Raw genomic sequence first — 23,687 nt, forward strand, 5'->3', positions numbered from 1 at the left:
GCCAGCTCCTCAAACAACGAGCCCATCGTGGTCGCCTCCACCTCGAACGGTAGAAGACGACCCCACCCACAGCGACCGAACGCTCAAGCTCCGAACTCACCCAGGTCCTTCGAGAAGAACCGCACCCTTTTTCTATAGGGGGAGCGGACGCCGGGAGACGGGCGAGGACTGCAGGATCGAGGTCGTGGTGCGGGCGTACGGGGTGAAGCGGTCGAGGATGGGTTCGAGGTCGGCGATCGCGCGCAGGTGGGCGACGAAGTAGAAGCAGTCGTCACCGGTGATCCGGTGGCACTCGACGATCTCGGGGATCTCCTCGGCGATCTTGGGTATGCGGCTCAGCTCGCGCAGGGCGGGACGGACCCGGACCAGAACGCTGATCGGAAAGCCGAGGACGCGGGGGTCCACGGTGGCGTGGTAGCCGGTGATCGCACCGGCGTCCTCCAGCCGCTGGACCCGTTCGGCCACGGCCGGGGACGAGAGGGTGACGCGGCGCCCGAGCTCGGCGAGCGAGATCCGGGCGTTCAGCTGGAGTTCGGTGAGGATTCTAAGGTCGATCGCGTCGAACGGCTTGGTTTCGTAGGCGCGGCCTGGCCTGCTCGTACGGTTCGCCATTCCGCCAACCTACGGATCGGCCGAGGATACGGCCATGCGGTTTTTCGTCGTGAGCGCTGTCTTCCACTATCTGGGACCGGCGTTCGCGGTGTTGTTGTTCGCAAGAGTCGAACCGATCGGGGTCGCCGCATTGCGGATCTGGAGCGCCGCCCTGGTGTTCGCGTTGTGGCGGCGGTTTCGATGGGACCGGACCGTTGTGCTCTGGGGCATCGTCCTGGCGGGCATGAACGTGTCGTTCTACCTGGCGATCGCGCGGCTGCCATTGGGCACCGTAGCGGCGATCGAGTTTCTGCCAGTCGTTGGCTTGGCTGCCCTAGGAGCGCGAACGCCGCGCAACCTGGTCGCGCTGGTGGCGGTAGTGGGCGGGGTCTACGCGCTGGTGGACGTACGGGTGGAGGGCGATCCGTTCGGCTTCGTCCTGGCGTTCTTGAACGCGGCGTTGTTCGCCTTCTACATCGTCCTCGCGCACAGTTCGGCCCAGCGGTCCAGCGCCATCGCAGGACTGGGTGCGGCGATGGCCGTGGCGGCGCTCCTGACCGCGCCGGGCCTGGTCATGGCGGCGCCCGCGGCGACCGATCCGCGGCTGCTCGCGGCGGGAGCCGGGGTGGGGATCTGTTCGTCGGTGATCCCCTACATTTGTGATCAACTCGCCATGGCGCGGCTGGCGCGGGAGACGTACGCCCTGATGGTGGCCCTGTTGCCGGCGACCGCGATGCTCATCGGCGTGATCGTCCTGCGGCAGGTGCCCACGGCCGCGGAGGCACTGGGAGTGGCTTTTGTGATCTTTGGTGTGGCATTGCACAGTGGACGGACAGAACGGCTGAAGGAGAACACGTGGAACAGACACGACTCGGTGGCACGGGGCTGAAGGTCTCCCGCATCTGCCTCGGAATGATGAGCTACGGCGACCCCGAGCAGCGCAAGTGGTTCCTGGGCGAGGTGGAGGCCGAACCGATCGTCCGCCAGGCGGTGGAGGAGGGGATCACCTTCTTCGACACCGCGGACATGTACTCCCTGGGGCGGTCGGAGGAGATCACCGGGCGGTTGTTGCCGAAGCTCTTCCAGAGCCGTGACGACTATGTGCTGGCCACCAAGGTCTACTTCCCGATGAGCGATCGCCCGAACGACCGGGGCTTGTCGCGCAAGCACATCATGGCCTCGATCGACGCGTCGCTGCGGCGGCTGGGGACCGACCACGTGGACCTCTACCAGATCCACCGGTGGGACTACGACACCCCGATCGAGGAGACCATGGAGGCGCTCCACGACGTGGTGAGGGCGGGCAAGGCCAGGTACATCGGGGCCTCCAGCATGTACGCGTGGCAGTTCGCCAAGGCGCAGCGCGCGGCGGAAGTAGGCGGCTGGACCAAGTTCGTCTCCATGCAGAACCACTACAACCTGGTCTACCGGGAGGAGGAGCGGGAGATGATTCCGCTCTGCGTTGACCAGGGAGTTGGGGTCATCCCTTGGAGCCCGCTGGCCCGCGGGTTGCTGGCGGGCAACCGGGAACGCGGCGGCGAGCGCCGTACAGTCCGCTCGGAAAGCGACACGTACGTCGACGCCCTGTACGAGGAGACCGACTTCGACGTGGTCGACGCCGTCAAGGCCGTGGCGGGCGAACGAGGCGTGCCGCCCGCGCAGGTGGCACTGGCATGGCTGCTCCACAAGAAGGGCGTGACCGCGCCGATCATCGGGGCGACCAAGCTGAAGCACGTCGAGGACGCCGGCGCGGCCGCCGCGCTGCGGCTGGACGACAAGGAGCTCGAACGGCTCGAAGCGCCTTATCGGCCGCACCCCGTTCTCGGCCACGAATAAACCTGGATTCGGCGGAGGCCGCTCCCTTGTTGGGGGCGGCCTCTTCCCTTGTCAGGGGAACGCGAGGCAGGCTTTCAGCGTCTATATGGGGTGGTGATTTGCGATTCCACAGGCGGTCGGGGCAGGCTGAGGGCGTAGGAGAGCCCCTGGGCGGCCTTGACGCCGCCCCTGGGACCGAGACCAAGACTCGGAGGCCGCGTTACGCGCCGCGCGTTTCCGAGCCGGCAGGCACGGGCCTGGGGATCCCCAGGACTACGGCGCTGAAGGAGCCCGACGATGACCGAGAACGACGGCACGCAGGGTCCGCAGTGGCCGTTGCCTGACGACAGGGAGACGCCCAAGGCGGATCCCGCCGAGGGGCAGCCCGAGAAGGACGAGCCGCCCGCGCGGCCCATGGGTGACCGCACGGTGGTCTTCGGAGCGCCCCAGCTCGGTGGTACGGCCCAGCCGCCGCCTCCACCCGCGCCACAGACGCCGCCGGAGAGCCCACCGCCTCCGCCGCCGACCATGGTGGAGCCGATGCCAGTCCCGGGCAGTGAGCAGCCGCCCTACGGTCAGCCGCCCGGCGGTTACCCACCTGAGCCCCAGCAGTACGGGCCGCCTCCGGGCCAATACGGACAGCCCCCGCAGGGCGGCTATCCGCAGGAGCCGCAGCAGCAGCCGTACGGCCAGCAGCAGCCGCCCATGCCGAGTTACGGGCAGGCCCCCGAACCGCAGCCGTACGGCCAGGCTCCGTACGGCGCTCCGCAGGAGCCGTTCGCCTCACCGGCCGAGCCGCACGCGCCCATGGGCGAGCCGTTCACGCCGCCGGCCGAGCCCGAGGCGCCCGCAGGCGAGAGCGGGCTCTCCGAGCGCACGATGATCGTTCCCGGCCCGAGCACCACGCCGCCGGAGCAGGAACGCGCGGCGATCGACGACCAGGCGACCACCGCCTGGTCGCCAGGGCCGGACATCCCCGTCGCATCCGGGCCGGAACGCCGGCCCGCCCAAGAGCCCCCTGCCGAACCCTGGCAGGCGCCGACGCCGCCTCCCACCCCCGAGCCCTGGACTCCCGAGGCACAGTCGACGCCGCCCGAGCAGCAGGCGCCCGCCGTCGACTCCGACCGCACTCTGATGGTCCCGCCGCCAGAGCCCGGCTTCGGCGCGGCCTCGTCCGGCGAGGAGCCCCGCGAGGCCGAGGACTCCCAGGCCACCCAGACGTTCGACTCCTCCGCGCCGCAGCAGCAAGGCGGCGATCAGACCCGCATGGACATGGGCCAGTACCAACAGTGGGGAGCGTCCGGCCAGCCTCCCGCACCGGGCCAGCAGCCCTACGGCGCCCAGCCGCAGCCGTACGCCCAGCAGCCCTACACCCAACAGCCCGAGGCGCAACAGTCCTACGGCCAGCCGGAGGCCCAGCAGCCCTACGGCCAGCCGGAAGGCCAGCAGCCTTACGCCCAGCACCAAGAGGGCCAGCCGTACGCGCAACAGCCGGAGGCGCAACAGTCCTACGGCCAGCAGCCGGAGGCCCAGCAGCCCTATGCCCAGCAGCAGGGGGGCCAGCCGTACGCGCAGCAGCCTGAGGCGCAACAGCCTTACGGCCAGCAGCCGGAGGCGCAGCCGCCCTACGGCCAGCAGCAGGAGGGCCAGCCCTACGCCCAACAGCAGTACGGCCAACAGCAGCAATACGGCCAGCAGGCCGCCTACGGCCAGCCGGGACAGCAGAGCCAGTACGGGCAGCAGCAGTACAGCATGCCGCAGCCCGGCGGCGAGGGCGGCTACTCGGGCGAGAAGCAGGGCAAGGGCGGCAACAAGAACCTGATGATCATCGCTGGCGCCGTCCTCGTCGTGATCATCATCGTCCTCGTGATCGCGTTCCTCATCTAAAAACTCGGTCAGGACTCAGCCGGGACCGATCGACCCAAGGCCGGAGTGCCGATGGGACTTCCGCAAAGCGGAACGCCCATCGGCACTCCGCCGTTTTGGCCAAGGTGACAGCCAAGCGATTCCACGCCCGCCGAGTTCCGCCCAAGCCGGCCACATACGCAACGCTGCCGCCCGGCAAGGGTTCGTCGGTCCGTCAGACCATCGCACCGGCCCGGCAGTTGTAGGTGCCAGGGCACCGCTGTGGGACGAAGGTGTGCGTAGCAACGCCATGGGCATCGCCGCGCGGGCGGAGGTCCGCAGCCCGTGCGGCGAAGGCAGGAAGTCCGCAAGCGCCATGAGACCGGCCGCGCGAGGGTCCGCAGGCCCTTACCCCATGGCGTCACCTGTCCGCAGCCCGCTTCGGAAGGCTGCAATTCCACGGCACTGCCGCCCGGAGAAGCGGCAGCCACGAGTCCGAACGCCTGTGGCGAGCGCATCAGGCGCGTGCAGCGCACTTGCCAAGGGACGCCCCGCCCCGCCGTGCTCCCCAAGCCCGGCAGACGCTGACCAAGGCCATAAGCGTCATAACACCCGCCGCCCGACATAGGGGCGGGCTAGGCCATGGCACTGCCGCCCGGCCGCAACCTAAAGGTCGTAAGAGCTGTGGCGCTGCTGTGGAGGGGGGCGCAAGGCCGTAAGCGCCACGCGATCGCCCCGCGCGACGAGGGATCGCGGTCGTAAACCAGGGCGCCACCCATCGCCCAGTGCACGACGGAGGGCCGCAGGACCACGGCACTGCCGCCCGGCGAGGCCTGAACGCGGGTCGTGCGGGCGTTGTCTGCCTGAGGCATGCGTCCGGGGCAGACGCGACGCCGCGAAGCGAATGCCACACCGCCACTTTCCGCGCTGAGTCCGGCAGTTGATGGTCTTGGGTCGCAAAGCGTCCATAACCCCGCCGCCCAGCAAGATTCGCGGGCCTGTCAGCCCGGGGCATCGCCGCACCGCGCGAGTAGGAGGGCCGTAGTACACGACGCGGGCCTGTGAGCCCTGGGGCCAGGGCCCGTCGCACTGCATGGCTGCGAGGGTTCGCAGGAGCTTAAGAGCGCGCTGGTGCCGTCGCGTGGTCGGGCGTCTCGGAGTTCCAAGCGGCATGAAACCGCCGCAGGTCGGGTGGGGCCGGTGTTTTGTTTGGGCGTTGGGGCGTATGGGGGTGGATGAGGGGCATGACACAGGGGGCGGCCGGGAACAAGGCGTCGGTATGTCGTCGTTACGGGTTAGGCGGCGGCTAGAGGGGTATTTGCGTCATTTGGGTGGCGATCTCTGGGGCTTGAGGGTTGCTTCGGAGGGGCTCGGCGTTGTAATGCGGGCTTCGCTTTGCACTTTGGCGCGGGGGTAGGTAACCTCTTCGCTTGTGCCCGCTCTGCGGGCCGCTATGCGTGCGCGCCGACCAGGTCCGTTGAGGACGGGGCCCGCGCCGCAACTACTCCCCGGCTTGATTCGGCCCTTGGAAGGGCCGGGCGGTCTGTGTGGTCTGTGGAACCTGTTCGCTCAGGGGCTAGGACGACACGCCCGACCGCGGGGGTCGGAGAGGTCGGGAAACCGGCAGGTCACAGCCTCACATGGGGTAGTGATGACGGGTCCCGCGCGAGCGGAACTCCCGCGAGAGCGGAACCCAGGCAGAACTAAGACTTACCGGCTCGGTACGAGGAAGACGGAGACGCGGTGCCCACGATCCAGCAGCTGGTCCGCAAGGGCCGCCAGGACAAGGTGACCAAGAACAAGACGCCCGCGCTGAAGGGGAGCCCGCAGCGGCGGGGTGTTTGCACGCGCGTCTACACGACGACGCCCAAGAAGCCGAACTCCGCGCTTCGCAAGGTCGCCCGTGTCCGGCTGACCAGCGGGATTGAGGTCACGGCCTACATCCCCGGTGTCGGACACAACTTGCAGGAGCACTCGATCGTGCTCGTGCGCGGCGGCCGAGTGAAGGACCTCCCGGGCGTTCGGTACAAGATCATCCGCGGTTCGCTCGACACCCAGGGGGTGCGGAACCGCAAGCAGGCGCGCAGCCGCTACGGCGCGAAGAAGGAGAAGAGCTAATGCCGCGCAAGGGCCCGGCTGGCAAGCGCCAGCTCATCGCCGACCCGGTGTACAACTCGCCGCTGGTCACCGCGCTGATCAACAAGATCCTTCTGGACGGCAAGCGCTCCATCGCGCAGAGCATCGTGTACGACGCCCTCGAGGGCGCTCGCGAGAAGACCGGCAACGACCCGGTCGTCACGCTGAAGCGCGCGCTCGACAACGTGAAGCCGACCCTGGAGGTCCGCAGCCGCCGTGTCGGTGGCGCGACCTACCAGGTCCCGGTGGAGGTGCGGCCCGCCCGCTCCACCACCCTGGCGCTCCGCTGGCTGGTCATCTACGCCCGCCAGCGTCGCGAGAAGACCATGACCGAGCGGCTGATGAACGAGCTGCTCGACGCGAGCAACGGCCTCGGCGCGTCTGTCAAGAAGCGCGAGGACACGCACAAGATGGCGGAGTCCAACAAGGCCTTCGCCCACTACCGCTGGTGATCCGGCGGATCACGACTGACGACGAGACGACGCGAGGACGACAGTGGCTACCAAAACCGGTGTAGACCTGGCCAAGGTCCGCAACATCGGGATCATGGCCCATATCGACGCGGGCAAGACCACGACGACCGAGCGCATCCTCTACTACACGGGGATGAGCTACAAGATCGGCGAGGTCCACGACGGCGCCGCCACCATGGACTGGATGGAGCAGGAGCAGGAGCGGGGGATCACCATCACCTCCGCCGCCACCACCTGTGAATGGCCCGTCGACGACGTCAAGCACACGATCAACATCATCGACACCCCCGGCCACGTCGACTTCACCGTCGAGGTGGAGCGCAACCTGCGGGTGCTCGACGGTGCGGTCGCGGTGTTCGACGGTGTGGCCGGTGTGGAGCCGCAGTCCGAGACCGTGTGGCGTCAGGCCGACCGCTATGGCGTGCCGCGTATGTGCTTCGTCAACAAGCTCGACCGCGTCGGCGCGGAGTTCCACCGCTGCGTCGACATGATCGAGACCCGGCTCAACGCGATCCCGCTGGTGCTCCAGCTGCCGATCGGCGCCGAGGCCGACTTCAAGGGCGTCATCGACCTGGTCACGATGAAGGCCCTGCTCTGGAACGAAGAGGCCAAGCTCGGCGAGATGTACGACACCGTCGACATCCCCGAGACGCACGCCGAGGCCGCCCGTGAGTGGCACGACAAGCTGGTCGAGACCCTCGCCGAGAACGACGACGAGATCATGGAGCTGTACCTGGAGGGCAACGAGCCCACCGTGGAGCAGCTCTACGCCGGCATCCGCCGCGCGACGATCGCCGCCAAGCTCACCCCGGTGACCTGCGGCACCGCGTTCAAGAACAAGGGCGTCCAGCCGCTGCTCGACGCGATCGTGCGCTACCTGCCCAACCCGCTGGACGACGGTGGCGTTGACGGTCACGCGGTCCGCGACGAGGAGAAGGAGCTGCACCGCGACGCCAGCGAGGACGAGCCGTTCTCCGCCCTGGCGTTCAAGATCGCGAGCGACCCGCACCTCGGCAAGCTGACGTTCATCCGCGTCTACTCCGGCGTCCTGGAGTCGGGCACCTCGGTGCTCAACTCCAACAAGGAGCGCAAGGAGCGGATCGGCAAGATCTACCGGATGCACGCCAACAAGCGCACCGAGATCGAGCGCGTCGGCGCCGGCGACATCGTCGCGGTGATGGGTCTCAAGCAGACCACCACCGGTGAGACGCTGTGCGACGAGAAGAGCCCCATCGTCCTTGAGTCGATGAACTTCCCGGCGCCGGTCATCCACGTGGCGATCGAGCCGAAGACCAAGGCCGACCAGCAGAAGCTGGGCACCGCGATCCAGCGGCTGGCCGAGGAGGACCCGTCCTTCCAGGTCCGCACCGAGGAGGACACCGGCCAGACCGTGATCTCCGGCATGGGCGAGCTCCACCTGGAGATCCTCGTCGACCGGATGAAGCGCGAGTTCAAGGTCGAGGCCAACGTCGGCAAGCCGCAGGTGGCCTACCGCGAGACCATCACCCGCAAGATCCAGAAGGTCGAGTACACCCACAAGAAGCAGACGGGTGGCTCCGGCCAGTTCGGTCGCGTGATCATCGACCTCGAGCCGCTGGGCGAGGGGAACGACGGTTACGAGTTCGAGAACAAGGTCACCGGTGGCCGCATCCCGCGGGAGTACATCCCGTCGGTGGACGCGGGCTGCCAGGAGGCCGCCGAGTTCGGTGTCCTCGCCGGCTACCCCATGGTCGGCGTCAAGGTCACCCTGCAGGACGGCGCCTACCACGAGGTCGACTCGTCGGAGATGGCGTTCAAGGTCGCCGGCTCGATGGCGTTCAAGGAGGCGGCCCGCAAGGCGGGTGCCACGCTCCTGGAGCCCATGATGGCCGTCGAGGTCACCACGCCCGAGGAGAACATGGGCGACGTGATCGGCGACATCAACAGCCGCCGCGGTCAGGTCCAGTCGATGGACGAGCGCGCGGGCATGCGGGTCGTCAAGGCCGTCGTCCCGCTGTCGGAGATGTTCGGCTACGTGGGTGATCTGCGCAGCAAGACCCAGGGCCGGGCTGTTTTCACCATGCAGTTCGACTCCTACGCCGAGGTTCCGGGGAACGTCGCGCAGGAGATCATCGCCAAGGCGCGGGGCGAGTAGCCCCGGTCTGCCCAGGATCACCAACCAAGCCAAAGCATCAGGCGGTCGTCTAGGCGGCCGAGGATCGCACAGCTACAAGGAGAAGCAGTGGCTAAGGCCAAGTTCGAGCGGACCAAGCCGCACGTAAACATCGGCACCATCGGTCACATCGACCACGGTAAGACCACGCTTACCGCGGCGATCACCAAGGTGCTCCATGACAAGTACCCGGACATCAACCCCTTCACGCCGTTCGAGGACATCGACAAGGCGCCGGAGGAGCGCGAGCGCGGTATCACCATCTCCATCGCGCACGTCGAGTACCAGACCGAGGCGCGTCACTACGCCCACGTCGACTGCCCGGGTCACGCCGACTACATCAAGAACATGATCACCGGTGCCGCCCAGATGGACGGCGCGATCCTGGTCGTGGCCGCCACCGACGGCCCGATGCCGCAGACCAAGGAGCACGTGCTCCTGGCCCGCCAGGTCGGCGTTCCCTACATCGTGGTCGCGCTCAACAAGTGCGACATGGTGGACGACGAGGAGATCCTGGAGCTCGTCGAGCTCGAGGTCCGCGAGCTGCTGTCGGAGTACGAGTTCCCGGGCGACGATCTCCCGGTCGTGCGCGTGTCCGCCTTCCAGGCCCTGCAGGGCGACGAGAAGTGGGCCGAGTCGATCGTCGAGCTGATGACCGCGGTCGACGAGAACGTCCCCGAGCCGGTCCGTGACACCGAGAAGCCCTTCCTGATGCCGATCGAGGACGTCTTCTCGATCACCGGTCGCGGCACCGTCGTCACCGGCCGCATCGAGCGTGGCGTGGTCAACGTCAACGAGGAAGTCGACATCATCGGCATCAAGGAGACCTCGACCAAGTCGACCGTCACCGGTGTCGAGATGTTCCGCAAGCTGCTCGACCAGGGCCAGGCCGGTGACAACGTCGGTCTGCTCCTGCGCGGTATCAAGCGTGAGGACGTCGAGCGCGGTCAGTGTGTCATCAAGCCGGGCACCAACACCCCGCACACCAACTTCGAGGCTCAGGTCTACATCCTGTCCAAGGACGAGGGTGGCCGCCACACGCCGTTCTTCAACAACTACCGTCCGCAGTTCTACTTCCGGACCACGGACGTCACCGGCGTGGTGAGCCTCCCTGAGGGCACCGAGATGGTCATGCCGGGCGACAACACCGAGATGAGCGTCGAGCTGATCCAGCCCGTCGCCATGGAGGAGGGCCTGAAGTTCGCCATCCGTGAGGGTGGCCGGACGGTCGGCGCCGGTCGCGTCACCAAGATCACCAAGTAGCACCCCTTCGTCGTCGCGGCGGCCCGGCCGCCACACGCTGTACGGGTCCGGGAGATCGCTTCTCGGACCCTCGCGGCGGGGCCGCCGCGGCGCGAACCCAGGCAAGTACCAGCGGCACTACCAGTAAAGGACACCGAGGCCACCATGGCGGGACAAAAGATCCGCATCCGGCTCAAGGCCTACGACCACGAGGTCATCGACACCTCCGCGAAGAAGATCGTTGAGACGGTGACGCGGACGGGCGCCAAGGTCGCGGGCCCGGTGCCGCTGCCGACCGAGAAGAACGTGTACTGCGTCATCCGCTCGCCGCACAAGTACAAGGACAGCCGTGAGCACTTCGAGATGCGCACGCACAAGCGGCTGATCGACATCATCGACCCGACGCCCAAGACGGTCGACTCGCTCATGCGGCTCGACCTTCCGGCCGGCGTTGACATCGAGATCAAGCTCTAAGGGACGCACCAGAGATGAGTACGCAGAGGAAGGGCGTCCTGGGCGAGAAGCTCGGCATGACCCAGGTCTTCGACGATGAGGGCCGGATCGTTCCGGTAACCGTCGTCCAGGCCGGGCCGTGTGTCGTCACCCAGCTCCGCTCGCAGGAGAAGGACGGCTACACCGCCGTCCAGATCGGGTACGGGCAGATCGACCCGCGCAAGGTGAACAAGCCGCGCACGGGTCACTTCGAGAAGGCCGGCGTCACGCCGCGCCGCTACCTCGTCGAACTGCGCGCCGACGACACCACCGAGTACGAACTCGGCCAGGAGATCACGGTTGAGGTCTTCGAGGCCGGCCAGCGGATCGACGTCACCGGCACCAGCAAGGGCAAGGGCACCGCGGGTGTCATGAAGCGCCACGGCTTCAAGGGCCTCGGCGCCTCTCACGGCACCCAGCGCAAGCACCGTTCGCCCGGTTCGATCGGCGGCTGCGCGACCCCCGGTCGTGTCTTCAAGGGCCTGCGCATGGCGGGCCGGCACGGCAACGCCCGCACCACCGTGCAGAACCTGACCGTCCACGCCATCGACACCGAGAAGAACCTGCTGCTCATCAAGGGCGCGGTTCCCGGCCCGAACGGCGGCGTGGTCCTGGTCCGCGACGCAGTGAAGGGAACGGGCAAGTGACCTCGAAGGTAGACATCGACCTGCCCGCGGAGATCTTCGACGCCAAGACCAGCGTCCCGTTGATCCACCAGGTCGTGGTGGCCCAGCTGGCCGCCGCGCGCCAGGGCACGCACTCCACCAAGACCCGTGGCGAGGTCCGTGGCGGTGGCAAGAAGCCGTACCGGCAGAAGGGCACCGGCCGCGCCCGTCAGGGCTCGACCCGCGCGCCCCAGTTCGCCGGCGGTGGCATCGTGCACGGTCCGCAGCCGCGGGACTACAGCCAGCGGACGCCGAAGAAGATGAAGGCCGCCGCCCTGCGCGGCGCCCTGTCCGACCGTGCCCGCTACGGCTTGGTGCACGTCGTGGACACCATCATCGACGGCGACACCCCGAAGACGAAGACCGCTGTGGCCAACCTGCGCGGCATCACCGACGCCAAGCGCGTCCTCCTGGTCCTGGACCGTGAGGACGAGCTGACGTGGAAGAGCCTGCGCAACGAGCCGAGCGTGCACGTCATCGTCTCCGACCAGCTCAACACCTACGACGTGATGGTGAACGACGTCGTCGTCTTTACTCAGGCGGCCTACGACGAGTTCATCTCGCGCGCGACGAAGAAGTGAGGGGGAGGACCACGTGAGCAGGATCGCCGACCCCCGTGACGTCATCATCGCGCCGGTCGTCTCGGAGAAGAGCTACGGGCTGCTGGACGAGAACAAGTACACGTTCCTCGTCCGCCCGGACGCCAACAAGACGCAGATCAAGCAGGCGGTCGAGGAGGTGTTCAACGTCAAGGTGACGAGTGTGAACACCATCAACCGCCAGGGCAAGCGCAAGCGCACCCGGTTCGGCTATGGCAAGCGCAAGGACACCAAGCGCGCCATCGTCAGCCTGGCCGAGGGCGAGCGGATCGACATCTTCGGCGGCCCGGCCTAGGCCGGGGCGATCGAAGAGTTAGTTAAGGGATGAACGAAAAAGATGGGCATCCGTAAGTACAAGCCGACGACTCCGGGTCGTCGCGGCTCCAGCGTGGCCGACTTCGTCGAGGTCACCCGCCGCGAGCCCGAGAAGTCGCTGCTGCGTCCGCTCCCCAAGAAGGGCGGCCGCAACAACCACGGCCGCATCACCACCAGGCACCAGGGCGGGGGCCACAAGCGCGCGTACCGAGTGATCGACTTCCGTCGGCACGACAAGGACGGGATTCCGGCCAAGGTCGCGCACATCGAGTACGACCCCAACCGCACCGCGCGCATCGCGCTGCTGCACTACGCGGACGGCGAGAAGCGCTACATCCTCGCCCCGCAGGGACTGAAGCAGGGCGACCGGGTCGAGAACGGGCCGGGTTCGGACATCAAGCCGGGCAACTGCCTGCCGCTGCGCAACATCCCGACGGGTACGGTCATCCACGCCATCGAGCTCAAGCCCGGTGGCGGCGCCAAGATCGCCCGTTCCGCGGGCGCCGGCGTCCAGCTGCTCGCCAAGGAGGGCAAGTACGCCACGCTGCGTATGCCGTCCGGCGAGATGCGCATGGTGGACGTCCGCTGCCGCGCGACCGTCGGCGAGGTCGGCAACGCCGAGCAGTCGAACATCAACTGGGGCAAGGCCGGCCGTATGCGCTGGAAGGGCAAGCGCCCGACCGTCCGCGGTGTGGCCATGAACCCGATCGACCACCCGCACGGTGGTGGTGAGGGCAAGACCTCTGGTGGCCGGCACCCGGTGAACCCGAACGGTAAGAAGGAAGGCCGCACCCGCCAGGCCAACAAGGCCAGCGACCGGCTGATCGTCCGTCGTCGCAGCAAGAAGAAGCGGTAGGAGTCGCTCGTCATGCCACGTAGCCTGAAGAAGGGCCCGTTCGTGGACGACCACCTCATCAAGAAGGTGGAAGGCCAGAACGACAAGGGCACCAAGAACGTGATCAAGACGTGGTCGCGGCGCTCCATGATCGTGCCGGACATGATCGGTCACACGATCGCCGTGCACGACGGCCGCAAGCACGTTCCGGTGTTCATCACCGACGCCATGGTGGGACACAAGCTCGGCGAGTTCGCGCCGACGCGCACGTTCCGCAGCCACGTTAAAGAAGACCGCCGCAGCCGTCGCGGCTGAGCAGGCAGAGGCGCTCGCCCGTTGAGGCGGGCGAGGATCGCAACGTAGGAGAGAGGGAACAGCGATGGAAGCCAGGGCCCAGGCGCGGTTCATCCGCGTCACGCCCATGAAGGCCCGCCGCGTGGTGGACCTCATCCGCGGCCTGCCTGCCGCGGAGGCGCAGGCGGTGCTGCGGTTCGCCCCACAGTCCGCCAGTGAGCCGGTGGGCAAGGTGCTGGCCAGTGCCATTGCCAACGCCGAGCACAACTTCAAGCTCGACACCGACACGCTCGTGGTCAGCCACGCGTGGGTCGACGAGGGGCCGACGCTGAAGCGTTTCCGCCCCCGCGCCCAGGGTCGGGCTTACCGCATCAACAAGCGCACGAGCCACATCACCGTGGTCGTCGCCCCGAAGGACGAAGTCGTCGCTTCGGCCGGCGGTAAGAAGACGAGGAGGGCCCGGTAGTGGGTCAGAAGATCAACCCGCACGGGTTCCGTCTCGGCATCACCACCGACCACAAGAGCGTGTGGTTCGCCGACAAGCTCTACAAGGACTACGTCAAGGAAGACGTCCAGATCCGGCGCATGCTGCAGAAGGGCATGGACCGGGCGGGCATCTCCAAGGTGGAGATCGAGCGTACGCGGGACCGTGTCGAGGTCAACATTCACACCGCCCGGCCGGGCATCGTCATCGGCCGCCGTGGTGCCGAGGCCGAGCGTCTCCGGGGCGACCTGGAGAAGCTGACCGGCAAGCAGGTGCGGCTCAACATCCTCGAGGTCAAGAACCCCGAGATCGACGCCCAGCTCGTCGCGCAGGGCGTGGCCGAGCAGCTGTCCAGCCGCGTCGCGTTCCGCCGTGCCATGCGCAAGGCCATCCAGTCCGCGATGAAGTCGGGCGCCAAGGGCATCAAGGTCCAGTGCTCCGGCCGTCTGGGCGGCGCTGAGATGTCCCGGTCGGAGTTCTACCGCGAGGGCCAGGTCCCGCTGCACACGCTGCGCGCCGACATCGACTACGGCTTCTACGAGGCCCGGACGACCTTCGGCCGCATCGGCGTCAAGGTGTGGATCTACAAGGGCGAGGCCGCGGCGACCCGCGCCGAGCGTGAGCAGAAGGCCGCCCAGCAGCGCGCCGCCGGCGGCGGTGGCGGCGGTGGCCGCGAGCGTCGCGGCGGTGACCGCCGTGGCGGCGGTGCCCGTGGCGGCCGCGGTGGCCGTGGCGGCGAGGGCCGTGGCGGCGAGCGCGGCGGCGCGCCGCGCCAGCAGCAGAGTTCCGAGCAGCCGGCGCCGTCCGCTGAGGCTGCTCCGACTGGAGAGGGGAGCTGAGTAAGCGATGCTGATCCCTCGTAAGGTCAAGCACCGTAAGCAGCACCACCCGAAGCGCCGGGGAATGGCCAAGGGCGGTACGAAGGTTACTTTCGGTGAGTACGGCATCCAGGCCGTCGAGGGCGCGTACGTGACCAACCGGCAGATCGAGGCCGCACGTATCGCCATGACCCGCCACATCAAGCGTGGTGGCAAGGTCTGGATCAACATCTTCCCGGACCGCCCGCTGACCAAGAAGCCCGCCGAGACCCGGATGGGTTCCGGCAAGGGTTCGGTCGAGTGGTGGGTGGCCAACGTGAAGCCGGGCCGCGTGATGTTCGAGATCTCCTACCCGAACGAGCAGATCGCTCGGGAGGCGCTCACCCGCGCGATCCACAAACTCCCTATGAAGTGCAAGATCGTTAAGCGAGAGGTGGGTGAGTCCTGATGGCCAAGGGTCTTACCGCCGACGATCTGCGGACCGAGCCTGAGGACGTCCTGGTCACCAAGCTGAAGGAGGCGAAGGAGGAGCTGTTCAACCTTCGTTTCCAGGCCGCCACCGGCCAGCTGGAGAGCCATGGTCGCCTGCGCACCGTGAAGCGCGAGATCGCACGCATCTACACCGTGATGCGGGAGCGGGAGCTCGGCATCGTCACGGTCGCCGAGGAGTCCGCGGAGGACAAGAACGATGACTGAGCAGAAGACCGACGAGCGGAGCACCCGCAAGATCCTTGAGGGTCTGGTGGTCAGCGACAAGATGGACAAGACCGTGGTCGTGTCCGTCGAGGACCGCGTCAAGCACGCGAAGTACCACAAGGTGATCCGCCGTACGACCAAGTACAAGGCGCACGACGAGGCCAACGAGTGTGGCGTCGGCGACCGCGTCCGTCTCATGGAGACCCGGCCCCTGTCGGCCACCAAGCGGTGGCGCGTGGTCGAAGTCCTTGAGAAGGCCAAGTAGGGCGCTTGCGCCCGCGGACGTAGTCCGCAATTAGATACCGATGGTTCCACCAGGCTGCCCCGTGTGGGCAGAACCGGTGTGACGAACAGGAGTTGACGTGATCCAGCAGGAGTCGCGACTCAAGGTCGCCGACAACACGGGTGCGAAGGAGATCCTTTGCATCCGTGTGCTCGGCGGCTCGGGTCGGCGCTACGCGGGAGTCGGCGACGTCATCGTTGCGACGGTGAAGGACGCCCTTCCCGGCGCCGGCGTTAAGAAGGGTGACGTCGTCAAGGCAGTTGTCGTGCGTACCCGCAAGGAGCGTCGTCGTCCCGATGGCTCCTACATCCGCTTCGACGAGAACGCGGCCGTCCTGATCAAGGACGGTGGCGACCCCCGCGGCACCCGTATCTTCGGCCCGGTGGGCCGCGAGCTGCGCGAGAAGAAGTTCATGCGAATCATCTCGCTCGCGCCGGAGGTGCTGTGATGAAGATCAAAAAGGGTGACGAGGTCATCGTCATCGCCGGCAAGGACAAGGGCGCCACGGGCAAGGTCCTGCGCGTCGACCCGGGCCGGGAGCGTGTTGTCGTCGAAGGCGTCAACATCATGACCAAGAACATCAAGGCCGACGCCCAGCGGGCCGGCAAGGAGAGCGGGCGCGTCCAGGTCGAGGCGCCCCTCCACGTCAGCAACGTGGCTCTCGTCGAGGACGGCAAGCCGGTTCGCGCCGGCTACCGCATCGACGAGGACGGCACGAAGGTCCGGGTCTCGCGCCGCACCGGCAAGGAGATCTGACATGACCGAAACCGTGACTGAGCGCCCCGTTCCGCAGCCGCGCCTCAAGCTCCGCTACCGCGAGGAAATCGCGAAGGCGATGCAGGAGCAGTTCGGCTACGCCAACGTGATGCAGATCCCCGGCCTGACCAAGATCGTGGTCAACATGGGTGTGGGTGACGCCGCCAAGGACGCCAAGCTGATCGAGGGTGCCATCAAGGACCTCTCGGCGATCACCGGCCAGAAGCCGGCCGTCAACCGGGCCCGCAAGTCCATCGCGCAGTTCAAGCTGCGCGAGGGCATGCCGATCGGCGCGCACGTCACGCTGCGCGGCGACCGCATGTGGGAGTTCCTGGACAGGCTGCTGTCCACGGCCCTGCCGCGCATCCGTGACTTCCGCGGCCTGTCGCCCAGGCAGTTCGACGGCAACGGCAACTACACCTTCGGGCTGACCGAGCAGGTCATGTTCCACGAGATCGACCCGGACAAGGTCGACCGCTCGCGGGGCATGGACATCACGCTGGTCACCACAGCCAAGACCGACGACGAGGGCCGGGCGCTGCTCAAGCTCCTGGGCTTCCCCTTCAAGGAGAACTGAGCATGGCGAAGAAGTCGCTGATCGCCAAGGCGGCGCGGAAGCCGAAGTTCGGCGTGCGCGCCTACACTCGGTGCTCGCGCTGCGGCCGTCCGCGCTCCGTCTACCGGAAGTTCGGCCTCTGCCGTGTGTGCTTCCGTGAGATGGCGCACCGCGGTGAGCTTCCCGGCATCACCAAGTCGAGCTGGTGACCGGTCGCGGGCCGCGTCCGCTGAGGGAACGGCCCGCACCGGCAACAGCCTGTAATAACCACCGGGCATCTGACGAAGGTGCCCACGACCGCGCCAAAGGTCCACGGATCCGTTCCGGAGCCTGGAAACCGTGGCGAGGGAGGGCCAGTAGGCCATGACGATGACCGACCCGATCGCAGACATGTTGACACGTCTGCGGAACGCCAACTCGGCATACCACGACTCGGTGGCCATGCCGTACTCGAAGATCAAGGCGCACATCGCCGAGATCCTCCAGCAGGAGGGTTACATCACCGGCTGGAGCGTCGAGGACGCCGAGGTCGGCAAGAAGCTCAACATCGAGCTCAAGTTCGGTCCGACGCGTGAGCGTTCGATCGCAGGCATCAAGCGCGTCTCGAAGCCGGGTCTGCGCGTGTACGCCAAGAAGGACAACCTGCCGAAGGTGCTCGGCGGCCTGGGGATCGCGATCATCTCGACGTCCTCCGGCCTGATGACCGACCGGCAGGCAGGCAAGCGTGGCGTGGGCGGGGAAGTCCTCGCCTACGTCTGGTGAGGGGAGGGCTCTAACCATGTCTCGTATTGGACGACTTCCCATCACCGTGCCCAGTGGCGTCGACGTGAAGATCGACGGCCAGGAGGTCACCGTCAAGGGACCCAAGGGCACGCTGTCCCACGTCGTGGCCGAGCCGATCGAGGTTCAGCTGGAGGACGGCACGGTCACCGTCGGCCGCCCGAACGACGTCAACACCGTCCGGGCGCTGCACGGTCTCACCCGCGCGCTCATCAACAACATGGTCGTCGGCGTCACCGAGGGTTACAGCAAGACCCTCCTGATCCAGGGCGTCGGTTACCGCGCCGTGCCCAAGGGCAAGAACATCGAGTTCTCCCTGGGCTACAGCCACCCGATCCTGGTCGAGGCGCCCGAGGGCATCACCTTCACCGTCGAGAAGCCGACCCAGATCAAGGTCGAGGGCATCGACAAGCAGAAGGTCGGCGAGGTGGCCGCCAACATTCGTAAGCTGCGCAAGCCCGACCCCTACAAGGGCAAGGGCGTGCGTTACGAGGGCGAGCACATTCGTCGCAAGGTCGGAAAGGCTGGTAAGTAGTCATGGCAGGCACCAAGACCCTGGCCGGAAAGGCCACGCTGGCGCGGGCCAAGTCCCGCAAGCGCCGGCACCTGCGGGTCCGGAAGAAGGTCGTCGGCACCGCCGTGCGTCCTCGCCTGGTCGTGACCCGCTCTACCAAGCACGTCTTCGTCCAGGTCATCGACGACACCGCGGGCCACACGCTGGCCTACGCGTCGACGATGGAGGCGGAGCTGCGCAGCGACTCCGGCGACAAGACCGCCAAGTCCCGCAAGGTCGGCGAGCTCGTCGCCGCGCGGGCCAAGGAGGCCGGTGTCTCCGCCGTGGTCTTCGACCGTGGCGGCAACAAGTACCACGGGCGCGTCGCCGCTGTCGCGGACGGCGCGCGCGAGGGGGGCCTCCAGCTGTGATGGCCCTTATTTCCCTTAACGAGAAGAGGAACCACTGATGGCAGCGCAGAGGCGTGGTGGCGGTCAGGGTGGCGACCGTCGCGACGGCCGCCGCGACGACCGCCGCGGTGGCGCCGACAAGGGCCAGTCGTACATCGAGAAGGTCGTGGCGATCAACCGTGTCGCCAAGGTCGTGAAGGGCGGTCGTCGCTTCAGCTTCACCGCCCTCGTCATCGTCGGTGACGGCAACGGCACCGTCGGCGTCGGCTACGGCAAGGCCAAGGAAGTCCCGGCGGCGATCGCCAAGGGCGTCGAAGAGGCCAAGAAGCACTTCTTCAAGGTGCCGCGGATCCAGGGCACCATCCCGCACCTGGTGCAGGAGCGGGACGCCGCGGGCGAGGTCCTGCTGCGTCCGGCCAGCCCGGGTACCGGTGTGATCGCCGGTGGTCCGGTGCGCGCCGTGCTGGAGTGCGCGGGCATCCACGACGTGCTGAGCAAGTCGCTGGGCAGTGACAACGCGATCAACATCGTGCACGCCACGATCGCCGGGCTGAAGGCGCTCAAGCGTCCCGAGGAGATCGCCGCCAAGCGCGGTCTGCCGATCGAGGACGTCGCCCCGGCCGCCATGCTGCGGGCGCGCGCCGCCGGCAGCGAGCCGCGGGCGGAGGTCGGCAGCTCATGAGCCAGCTCAAGATCACGCAGATCAAGTCCGTGATTTCGGAGAAGCAGAACCAGCGTGACACGCTGCGCACCCTGGGCCTCAAGAAGATCGGTCAGAGCACCGTTCGCGAGGACACCCCGCAGGTGCAAGGCATGATCCGGACGGTGGCGCACCTGGTCGCCGTCGAGGAGGTCGACTGACATGGCTGATCTCAACAAGGAGACCTCGGCCACTGAGGGCACCCCCCTCAAGGTGCACGACCTGCGTCCCGCCCCCGGCTCCAACAAGGCCAAGGTCCGCAAGGGCCGTGGCGAGGCGTCCAAGGGCAAGACCTCCGGTCGCGGTACCAAGGGCACGAAGGCCCGCAGCACGGTCCCGGTCGGGTTCGAGGGCGGTCAGATGCCCCTGATCCGCCGCATCCCGAAGCTCAAGGGCTTCAAGAACCCCAACCGGGTCGAGTTCCAGGTCGTGAACCTGGACAAGCTGGCCGAGCTCTACCCCGAGGGTGGCGAGGTCACGGCGGAGGACCTGGCGGCGAAGGGCGCGGTGCGCCCCAACCGTCCGGTGAAGGTCCTCGGCACCGGCGACATCTCCGTCGCGGTCCAGGTGAAGGTGAACGCCTTCTCCAAGTCCGCCAAGGAGAAGATCGCCGCCGCCGGTGGCAGCACCGACGAGCTGTAACGAGCACACGAAGGGCCCCGCCCTCCCGCAAGGGAGCGCGGGGCCCTTCGTCGTGTCGCGGTCCGCGTGATGCCGCATGACCGTCGTCGCGTCGAGCCGGGCCGCTCAGGAGGGGAGCTGCCCTTCTTCCGGCTCGCCGGCGCAGGACTTGAGGCCGTACTTCTCCGCGAAGACCAGGGCCTGGGTGACCTCATCGGCATCGGTCAGCGCGTACGAACGGTCGATGAGCCTCCGGACCTGCCGGTCGTCATGGCGCGCCAGCGCGCGGTCGATGTCGCGTTGGATCCGTTCGAGATCCCGGATGGCGTTCTCGTAGGGCGCGAAGAACTTCTTGTCCAGGGCCGCGGCGTCGTCGCGCGGCGGTGGGAGGCGGCGCAGTTCGGCCATGGTGACCCGCATGCCCCTGTTGGAGAGCTTGAGAGCGGCGACCTCCTTCGCCAGCGTGTCAGTATCTCCGGGCGGGAACTTGTCATCGGCGGCACGGCATATCTTGTCGGCCTGCTGGATGAAGGCGGCCTTGGCACTGAGCGCCGGGGGCGTTGAGGGTGCGGCGGCAGGGCGATCGTTCGCACACGCCGTGGCCGCGAGGGACAGGGTGAGCAGCAGCGCGGTGACCGTGAGTCTCATCGCTTCGTCCTCGAAACCGGCTCGGGCCGCCGCCAGGCGGCGGCGACCCGAGGTGGGGCATGTTCAGCAACACAGGTGGCGGACCGGCGCCTGGACTAGCACCGGGTGCGGACCTCGAGCAGCTTCTTCTTCGGGTGGCGCAGGCTCTCCCACGTGGCGTAGGGCCTTCCGTTGTGGTTGCGCTGGCCGTAGGTGTGGTTGCGGTACTTCTGGTTCCCGCCCGAGCACTTCCACGAGGGGTTCTGGTTGAGGTAGACGGAGCTGACCATGGAGTAGGTCTTCTTCTTCTTGGCCTTGTTGCGCCAGATTCCGGCTCCGCGATACTGGTCGAGCCTGGACTCGAACTTCACGTAGTGAGCCCGGCCGTTCCAGCGGCAGTTCCAGCGCGTCCCCTGCTGGAGGTATCGCCCGTTCTTGTACGGACGCCACATTTCGAGCTTGCAGCCACCGCCGACATAGGTGATCGTCGCGGCCTTGATCGAGGCGGGCGGCTTCGGTGCCTTGTCTTGTGCGTGCGCGGGTGCGGCGACAAGCGGTGTGAGGGCGGCGGCCCCCACGATGGTGAGGATGCCCAATCTGCGACTGAGATGCATTCAGCCTTCCCTGGTCGATGTGAACGGACGGCCCTCTTCGGGCCACCACCATGGAAAGGGCGGCTCGTCTCCGGCTCGTCTCCGGGACGTCGTCGCGACGCCTTCGTAGCGTCTCCGCCGTGTCTCACACCGAGTTCAGGGCGCTGAACATCCGCCTTGACGCTCCGTTGGGCGTTCGCGTCGGGTCGGCGGTGTCCAGACGTCAACGAGGCGCGGCGCCCGCTCTGATGCGCGCGGGCTCGAAGGTTCGAAGTGGCCCGTGGAACCGCTACCCTGGGCGGAGCCGTCTCGCTTCGGCGAGGGTGAGTGGGCTCGTCGGGCAGGATAGGGTATGCGCCTGAGCGAGACGTCGGTGTCGCTCACCCTGGGACAGGATCCAGATCGACTCTGCCGCAATGGTGCAGGTCATGCAGGAGGAATTGTGCTGACCGCGTTCGCTCGGGCTTTCCGTACGCCTGACCTGCGTAAAAAGATACTGTTCACGCTCTTCATCATCGTGCTCTTCCGGATCGGTGCGATTCTTCCAACGCCGAACGTGAACGTGGAGCAGCTGAAAGAGACCGCTGACCTGGCGAAGAAGGGTTCGCAGGGGCAGACTCTCCAGTTGGTCGATCTGTTCAGCGGTGGAGCGCTGCTGAAGTTGTCGGTGTTCGCGCTGGGGATCATGCCCTACATCACGGCGAGCATCATCCTGCAGCTGCTCACCGTTGTGATCCCTCGACTTGAAGCCCTCAAGAAGGAGGGCCAGGCCGGCACCACGAAGATCACGCAGTACACGCGTTATCTGACGGTGGCCCTTGCGATCCTCCAGGCGACCGGCATCGTCGCCATGGCGGCCACCGGGAGCCTGTTCGGCAACGCGGGCAGCGGTGAGTCCGTCCTCTACGACGAGAGCGTCTTCCCGATCATCACCATGGTCATCGTCATGGTGGCGGGTACCTCGGTGATCATGTGGTTCGGTGAGATGATCACCGACCGGGGTGTCGGCAACGGCATGTCGATCCTGATCTTCACCCAGGTGGTCGCGGTGTTCCCGGCCCAGTTCTGGGGCATCTACCAGGCCAAGTCGGCCTTCGTGTTCGCTCTCGTGATCATCGTGGGTATCGCGATCATGGCGGGCGTGGTCTTCGTCGAGCAGGCCCAGCGCCGCATCCCGGTGCAGTACGCCAAGCGCATGGTCGGCCGGCGGATGTACGGAGGCACCTCCACCTACATCCCGCTCAAGGTCAACCAGGCCGGCATCATCCCGGTCATCTTCGCCTCGTCGCTGCTGTACCTGCCACAGCTCGCGACCCAGCTGTGGCCCGAGAACAAGTTCCTCAACCAGACGGTCGCGCCCTACCTGCGCCCGGACAACCCCTGGCACATGGCGATCTTCTTCGCCTTCATCGTCTTCTTCACCTACTTCTACGTGGCGATCACGTTCAACCCCACTGAAGTAGCCGACAACATGAAGAAGTATGGTGGATTCATCCCAGGTATCCGTCCGGGCCGGCCGACCGCCGAATACCTCGACTTCGTGCTGACCCGGATCACCACACCCGGTGCGCTCTACCTGGGGCTCGTCGCACTGATCCCCATGGTGGCCTTCGCGATGCTGGAGGCGACCAACGACTTCCCGTTCGGTGGGACGAGCATCCTCATCGTCGTCGGCGTCGGACTGGATACCGTGAAGCAGGTCGAATCTCAACTGCAGCAGCGTAACTACGAGGGCTTCCTCCGGTAGTGCGTATCGTGCTGGTGGGCCCCCCGGGAGCGGGCAAGGGGACACAGGCCCAGTTCATCGCATCGCATCTGTCCATCCCGAAGATCTCGACAGGTGACATCTTCCGCGCCAACGTGAGCGGCGGCACCGAGCTCGGCCGGCAGGCCAAGCAGTACATGGACCGCGGTGACCTCGTCCCCGACGAGGTCACCATCGCGATGGTCCGTGACCGGCTCGCCGAGGACGACGCGCGGGACGGCTTCCTCCTCGACGGCTTCCCGCGCAACGTGCCCCAGGCCGAGACGCTGAAGAAGATCCTCTCCGCCGACTTCGACGCCAGGCTCGACATCGTGCTGGAGCTCGTCGTCGACGAGGACGAGGTCGTCCGGCGGTTGTCGGGCCGGCGCACCTGCGAGCGGTGCGGGCGCATCTGGCATGTCGACTTCGACGACAAGAAGGACGACGTCTGCGACGACTGCGGCGGCCACCTGTTCCAGCGGGACGACGACAAGGAGGACGTCGTACGTCACCGGCTCGAGGTCTACCAGGAACAGACCGCCCCGTTGGTCCAGTTCTACGCGGATGAGGGCATTCTGAAGGGTATCGACGCGACCGGCCCGGTCGAGGAGGTCACCAAGCGCGCGCTGGACGAGCTGCGCCCTCTGGAGAAATGACCCCTGCAGACCGAGA

At 67.1% G+C, this 23,687-nt stretch carries 33 protein-coding genes; 30 read left to right on the forward strand and 3 right to left on the reverse strand.

All coding sequences use genetic code 11. The annotated features are described in order from the left end of the window. Window positions 1–132 precede the first annotated feature (132 nt). Complete coding sequence (locus ABD333_RS41880; protein ID WP_344548216.1) at window positions 133–612, reverse strand: Lrp/AsnC family transcriptional regulator; 480 nt, start codon at window positions 610–612, stop codon at window positions 133–135. A 34-nt stretch (window positions 613–646) separates the two neighbouring features. On the opposite strand from ABD333_RS41880, the gene ABD333_RS41885 reads away from it, so the two are divergent. From ABD333_RS41885 to rplO, 28 genes are all read left to right on the forward strand, one after another. Then, window positions 647–1,480 carry an EamA family transporter gene (locus ABD333_RS41885; RefSeq protein ID WP_344548217.1) on the forward strand — a complete coding sequence of 278 codons (834 nt, stop codon included), beginning with the start codon at window positions 647–649 and terminating at the stop codon, window positions 1,478–1,480. Continuing rightward, complete coding sequence (locus ABD333_RS41890; protein ID WP_344548218.1) at window positions 1,447–2,427, forward strand: aldo/keto reductase; 981 nt, start codon at window positions 1,447–1,449, stop codon at window positions 2,425–2,427. Before ABD333_RS41885 ends, ABD333_RS41890 begins: the two co-directional genes overlap by 34 nt. Before the next feature lie 276 nt (window positions 2,428–2,703). After that, window positions 2,704–4,293 carry a hypothetical protein gene (locus ABD333_RS41895; protein ID WP_344548219.1) on the forward strand — a complete coding sequence of 530 codons (1,590 nt, stop codon included), beginning with the start codon at window positions 2,704–2,706 and terminating at the stop codon, window positions 4,291–4,293. A 1,701-nt stretch (window positions 4,294–5,994) separates the two neighbouring features. Further along, a complete protein-coding gene (rpsL, locus tag ABD333_RS41900) occupies window positions 5,995–6,369 on the forward strand; it encodes a 30S ribosomal protein S12 (RefSeq protein WP_019632621.1) in 375 nt (124 codons plus the stop codon). Further along, window positions 6,369–6,839 (forward strand): 30S ribosomal protein S7, encoded by a 471-nt coding sequence (gene rpsG, locus ABD333_RS41905; RefSeq protein ID WP_151558974.1) that lies wholly within the window; start codon window positions 6,369–6,371, stop codon window positions 6,837–6,839. Before rpsL ends, rpsG begins: the two co-directional genes overlap by 1 nt. 43 nt (window positions 6,840–6,882) lie before the next feature. Continuing rightward, window positions 6,883–8,994, forward strand: a complete 2,112-nt coding sequence (fusA, locus tag ABD333_RS41910) for an elongation factor G (protein ID WP_344548220.1) — start codon at window positions 6,883–6,885, stop codon at window positions 8,992–8,994. A gap of 87 nt (window positions 8,995–9,081) precedes the next feature. Next, on the forward strand, window positions 9,082–10,275 hold the full coding sequence (tuf, locus tag ABD333_RS41915; RefSeq protein ID WP_344548221.1) for an elongation factor Tu: 1,194 nt from the start codon (window positions 9,082–9,084) through the stop codon (window positions 10,273–10,275). Window positions 10,276–10,419: 144 nt separating this feature from the next. Continuing rightward, a complete protein-coding gene (gene rpsJ, locus ABD333_RS41920) occupies window positions 10,420–10,728 on the forward strand; it encodes a 30S ribosomal protein S10 (protein ID WP_018657599.1) in 309 nt (102 codons plus the stop codon). 14 nt (window positions 10,729–10,742) lie between these two features. Beyond that, window positions 10,743–11,393 carry a 50S ribosomal protein L3 gene (gene rplC, locus ABD333_RS41925; protein WP_344548223.1) on the forward strand — a complete coding sequence of 217 codons (651 nt, stop codon included), beginning with the start codon at window positions 10,743–10,745 and terminating at the stop codon, window positions 11,391–11,393. Continuing rightward, complete coding sequence (rplD, locus tag ABD333_RS41930) at window positions 11,390–11,992, forward strand: 50S ribosomal protein L4 (protein ID WP_344548224.1); 603 nt, start codon at window positions 11,390–11,392, stop codon at window positions 11,990–11,992. The genes rplC and rplD overlap by 4 nt, the downstream gene beginning before the upstream one ends. Before the next feature lie 13 nt (window positions 11,993–12,005). After that, complete coding sequence (gene rplW, locus ABD333_RS41935; protein ID WP_344548225.1) at window positions 12,006–12,305, forward strand: 50S ribosomal protein L23; 300 nt, start codon at window positions 12,006–12,008, stop codon at window positions 12,303–12,305. 42 nt (window positions 12,306–12,347) lie between these two features. After that, window positions 12,348–13,181, forward strand: a complete 834-nt coding sequence (gene rplB, locus ABD333_RS41940; protein ID WP_344548226.1) for a 50S ribosomal protein L2 — start codon at window positions 12,348–12,350, stop codon at window positions 13,179–13,181. A gap of 12 nt (window positions 13,182–13,193) precedes the next feature. After that, window positions 13,194–13,475, forward strand: coding sequence for a 30S ribosomal protein S19 (gene rpsS, locus ABD333_RS41945; protein ID WP_344548227.1), 282 nt, complete (start codon window positions 13,194–13,196; stop codon window positions 13,473–13,475). Window positions 13,476–13,539: 64 nt separating this feature from the next. Beyond that, window positions 13,540–13,920 carry a 50S ribosomal protein L22 gene (gene rplV, locus ABD333_RS41950; protein ID WP_344548228.1) on the forward strand — a complete coding sequence of 127 codons (381 nt, stop codon included), beginning with the start codon at window positions 13,540–13,542 and terminating at the stop codon, window positions 13,918–13,920. Further along, window positions 13,920–14,777, forward strand: coding sequence for a 30S ribosomal protein S3 (rpsC, locus tag ABD333_RS41955; protein ID WP_344548230.1), 858 nt, complete (start codon window positions 13,920–13,922; stop codon window positions 14,775–14,777). The genes rplV and rpsC overlap by 1 nt, the downstream gene beginning before the upstream one ends. Before the next feature lie 7 nt (window positions 14,778–14,784). After that, a complete protein-coding gene (gene rplP / locus ABD333_RS41960) occupies window positions 14,785–15,204 on the forward strand; it encodes a 50S ribosomal protein L16 (protein ID WP_151558954.1) in 420 nt (139 codons plus the stop codon). Continuing rightward, window positions 15,204–15,452, forward strand: a complete 249-nt coding sequence (rpmC, locus tag ABD333_RS41965; protein WP_344548231.1) for a 50S ribosomal protein L29 — start codon at window positions 15,204–15,206, stop codon at window positions 15,450–15,452. Before rplP ends, rpmC begins: the two co-directional genes overlap by 1 nt. Continuing rightward, window positions 15,445–15,717: a 30S ribosomal protein S17 gene (rpsQ, locus tag ABD333_RS41970; RefSeq protein ID WP_344548232.1), complete on the forward strand. Its 273-nt coding sequence runs from the start codon at window positions 15,445–15,447 to the stop codon at window positions 15,715–15,717. Before rpmC ends, rpsQ begins: the two co-directional genes overlap by 8 nt. Before the next feature lie 97 nt (window positions 15,718–15,814). After that, entirely contained in the window at window positions 15,815–16,183 is a 369-nt protein-coding gene (gene rplN / locus ABD333_RS41975) for a 50S ribosomal protein L14 (RefSeq protein ID WP_026414311.1), read from the forward strand. Further along, on the forward strand, window positions 16,183–16,491 hold the full coding sequence (gene rplX / locus ABD333_RS41980) for a 50S ribosomal protein L24 (RefSeq protein ID WP_344548233.1): 309 nt from the start codon (window positions 16,183–16,185) through the stop codon (window positions 16,489–16,491). Before rplN ends, rplX begins: the two co-directional genes overlap by 1 nt. Window position 16,492: 1 nt before the next feature. Beyond that, on the forward strand, window positions 16,493–17,068 hold the full coding sequence (gene rplE / locus ABD333_RS41985; protein WP_344548234.1) for a 50S ribosomal protein L5: 576 nt from the start codon (window positions 16,493–16,495) through the stop codon (window positions 17,066–17,068). Between the two features lie 2 nt (window positions 17,069–17,070). Next, complete coding sequence (locus ABD333_RS41990) at window positions 17,071–17,256, forward strand: type Z 30S ribosomal protein S14 (RefSeq protein ID WP_018657585.1); 186 nt, start codon at window positions 17,071–17,073, stop codon at window positions 17,254–17,256. 154 nt (window positions 17,257–17,410) lie between these two features. After that, window positions 17,411–17,809 carry a 30S ribosomal protein S8 gene (gene rpsH / locus ABD333_RS41995; RefSeq protein WP_151558944.1) on the forward strand — a complete coding sequence of 133 codons (399 nt, stop codon included), beginning with the start codon at window positions 17,411–17,413 and terminating at the stop codon, window positions 17,807–17,809. Window positions 17,810–17,825: 16 nt separating this feature from the next. Further along, window positions 17,826–18,362: a 50S ribosomal protein L6 gene (gene rplF, locus ABD333_RS42000; protein WP_344548235.1), complete on the forward strand. Its 537-nt coding sequence runs from the start codon at window positions 17,826–17,828 to the stop codon at window positions 18,360–18,362. 2 nt (window positions 18,363–18,364) lie between these two features. Next, window positions 18,365–18,751, forward strand: a complete 387-nt coding sequence (gene rplR, locus ABD333_RS42005) for a 50S ribosomal protein L18 (protein ID WP_344548236.1) — start codon at window positions 18,365–18,367, stop codon at window positions 18,749–18,751. Window positions 18,752–18,788: 37 nt separating this feature from the next. Then, window positions 18,789–19,412, forward strand: a complete 624-nt coding sequence (rpsE, locus tag ABD333_RS42010; protein ID WP_425546963.1) for a 30S ribosomal protein S5 — start codon at window positions 18,789–18,791, stop codon at window positions 19,410–19,412. Then, window positions 19,409–19,591 carry a 50S ribosomal protein L30 gene (gene rpmD / locus ABD333_RS42015; RefSeq protein WP_344548237.1) on the forward strand — a complete coding sequence of 61 codons (183 nt, stop codon included), beginning with the start codon at window positions 19,409–19,411 and terminating at the stop codon, window positions 19,589–19,591. Before rpsE ends, rpmD begins: the two co-directional genes overlap by 4 nt. Window position 19,592: 1 nt before the next feature. Then, entirely contained in the window at window positions 19,593–20,072 is a 480-nt protein-coding gene (gene rplO, locus ABD333_RS42020) for a 50S ribosomal protein L15 (protein ID WP_344548239.1), read from the forward strand. Between the two features lie 105 nt (window positions 20,073–20,177). Here the strand turns inward: rplO and ABD333_RS42025 are convergent, their stop codons facing one another. Both ABD333_RS42025 and ABD333_RS42030 read right to left on the reverse strand, forming a co-directional pair. After that, complete coding sequence (locus tag ABD333_RS42025; RefSeq protein ID WP_344548240.1) at window positions 20,178–20,699, reverse strand: hypothetical protein; 522 nt, start codon at window positions 20,697–20,699, stop codon at window positions 20,178–20,180. A gap of 95 nt (window positions 20,700–20,794) precedes the next feature. Further along, window positions 20,795–21,292 (reverse strand): hypothetical protein, encoded by a 498-nt coding sequence (locus tag ABD333_RS42030; RefSeq protein WP_344548241.1) that lies wholly within the window; start codon window positions 21,290–21,292, stop codon window positions 20,795–20,797. A 421-nt stretch (window positions 21,293–21,713) separates the two neighbouring features. Between ABD333_RS42030 and secY the strand changes: the two genes are divergently transcribed. Both secY and ABD333_RS42040 read left to right on the forward strand, forming a co-directional pair. After that, entirely contained in the window at window positions 21,714–23,018 is a 1,305-nt protein-coding gene (gene secY / locus ABD333_RS42035; protein ID WP_344548389.1) for a preprotein translocase subunit SecY, read from the forward strand. After that, window positions 23,018–23,671: an adenylate kinase gene (locus tag ABD333_RS42040; RefSeq protein WP_344548242.1), complete on the forward strand. Its 654-nt coding sequence runs from the start codon at window positions 23,018–23,020 to the stop codon at window positions 23,669–23,671. Before secY ends, ABD333_RS42040 begins: the two co-directional genes overlap by 1 nt. Window positions 23,672–23,687: the final 16 nt, after the last annotated feature.

This window comes from Actinomadura fulvescens, from assembly GCF_039533225.1.
GTDB lineage: Bacteria > Actinomycetota > Actinomycetes > Streptosporangiales > Streptosporangiaceae > Spirillospora > Spirillospora fulvescens.

What these genes read in the sequence shown, in the direction of transcription:
- rplB (WP_344548226.1), top strand. Translation starts at nt 12,348, where the DNA reads ATGGGCATCCGTAAGTACAAGCCGACGACTCCGGGTCGTCGCGGCTCC.
- ABD333_RS42025 (WP_344548240.1), bottom strand. Translation starts at nt 20,699, where the DNA reads ATGAGACTCACGGTCACCGCGCTGCTGCTCACCCTGTCCCTCGCGGCC.
- rpmC (WP_344548231.1), top strand. Translation starts at nt 15,204, where the DNA reads ATGGCCAAGGGTCTTACCGCCGACGATCTGCGGACCGAGCCTGAGGAC.
- rplX (WP_344548233.1), top strand. Translation starts at nt 16,183, where the DNA reads ATGAAGATCAAAAAGGGTGACGAGGTCATCGTCATCGCCGGCAAGGAC.
- rplF (WP_344548235.1), top strand. Translation starts at nt 17,826, where the DNA reads ATGTCTCGTATTGGACGACTTCCCATCACCGTGCCCAGTGGCGTCGAC.
- rplC (WP_344548223.1), top strand. Translation starts at nt 10,743, where the DNA reads ATGAGTACGCAGAGGAAGGGCGTCCTGGGCGAGAAGCTCGGCATGACC.
- ABD333_RS41895 (WP_344548219.1), top strand. Translation starts at nt 2,704, where the DNA reads ATGACCGAGAACGACGGCACGCAGGGTCCGCAGTGGCCGTTGCCTGAC.
- rpsG (WP_151558974.1), top strand. Translation starts at nt 6,369, where the DNA reads ATGCCGCGCAAGGGCCCGGCTGGCAAGCGCCAGCTCATCGCCGACCCG.
- rplP (WP_151558954.1), top strand. Translation starts at nt 14,785, where the DNA reads ATGCTGATCCCTCGTAAGGTCAAGCACCGTAAGCAGCACCACCCGAAG.
- rpsJ (WP_018657599.1), top strand. Translation starts at nt 10,420, where the DNA reads ATGGCGGGACAAAAGATCCGCATCCGGCTCAAGGCCTACGACCACGAG.
- ABD333_RS41880 (WP_344548216.1), bottom strand. Translation starts at nt 612, where the DNA reads ATGGCGAACCGTACGAGCAGGCCAGGCCGCGCCTACGAAACCAAGCCG.
- rpsE (WP_425546963.1), top strand. Translation starts at nt 18,789, where the DNA reads ATGGCAGCGCAGAGGCGTGGTGGCGGTCAGGGTGGCGACCGTCGCGAC.
- ABD333_RS42030 (WP_344548241.1), bottom strand. Translation starts at nt 21,292, where the DNA reads ATGCATCTCAGTCGCAGATTGGGCATCCTCACCATCGTGGGGGCCGCC.
- rplO (WP_344548239.1), top strand. Translation starts at nt 19,593, where the DNA reads ATGGCTGATCTCAACAAGGAGACCTCGGCCACTGAGGGCACCCCCCTC.
- ABD333_RS41990 (WP_018657585.1), top strand. Translation starts at nt 17,071, where the DNA reads ATGGCGAAGAAGTCGCTGATCGCCAAGGCGGCGCGGAAGCCGAAGTTC.
- rpsS (WP_344548227.1), top strand. Translation starts at nt 13,194, where the DNA reads ATGCCACGTAGCCTGAAGAAGGGCCCGTTCGTGGACGACCACCTCATC.
- rpmD (WP_344548237.1), top strand. Translation starts at nt 19,409, where the DNA reads ATGAGCCAGCTCAAGATCACGCAGATCAAGTCCGTGATTTCGGAGAAG.
- rpsH (WP_151558944.1), top strand. Translation starts at nt 17,411, where the DNA reads ATGACGATGACCGACCCGATCGCAGACATGTTGACACGTCTGCGGAAC.
- ABD333_RS41885 (WP_344548217.1), top strand. Translation starts at nt 647, where the DNA reads ATGCGGTTTTTCGTCGTGAGCGCTGTCTTCCACTATCTGGGACCGGCG.
- rplV (WP_344548228.1), top strand. Translation starts at nt 13,540, where the DNA reads ATGGAAGCCAGGGCCCAGGCGCGGTTCATCCGCGTCACGCCCATGAAG.
- rpsQ (WP_344548232.1), top strand. Translation starts at nt 15,445, where the DNA reads ATGACTGAGCAGAAGACCGACGAGCGGAGCACCCGCAAGATCCTTGAG.
- rplE (WP_344548234.1), top strand. Translation starts at nt 16,493, where the DNA reads ATGACCGAAACCGTGACTGAGCGCCCCGTTCCGCAGCCGCGCCTCAAG.
- rplR (WP_344548236.1), top strand. Translation starts at nt 18,365, where the DNA reads ATGGCAGGCACCAAGACCCTGGCCGGAAAGGCCACGCTGGCGCGGGCC.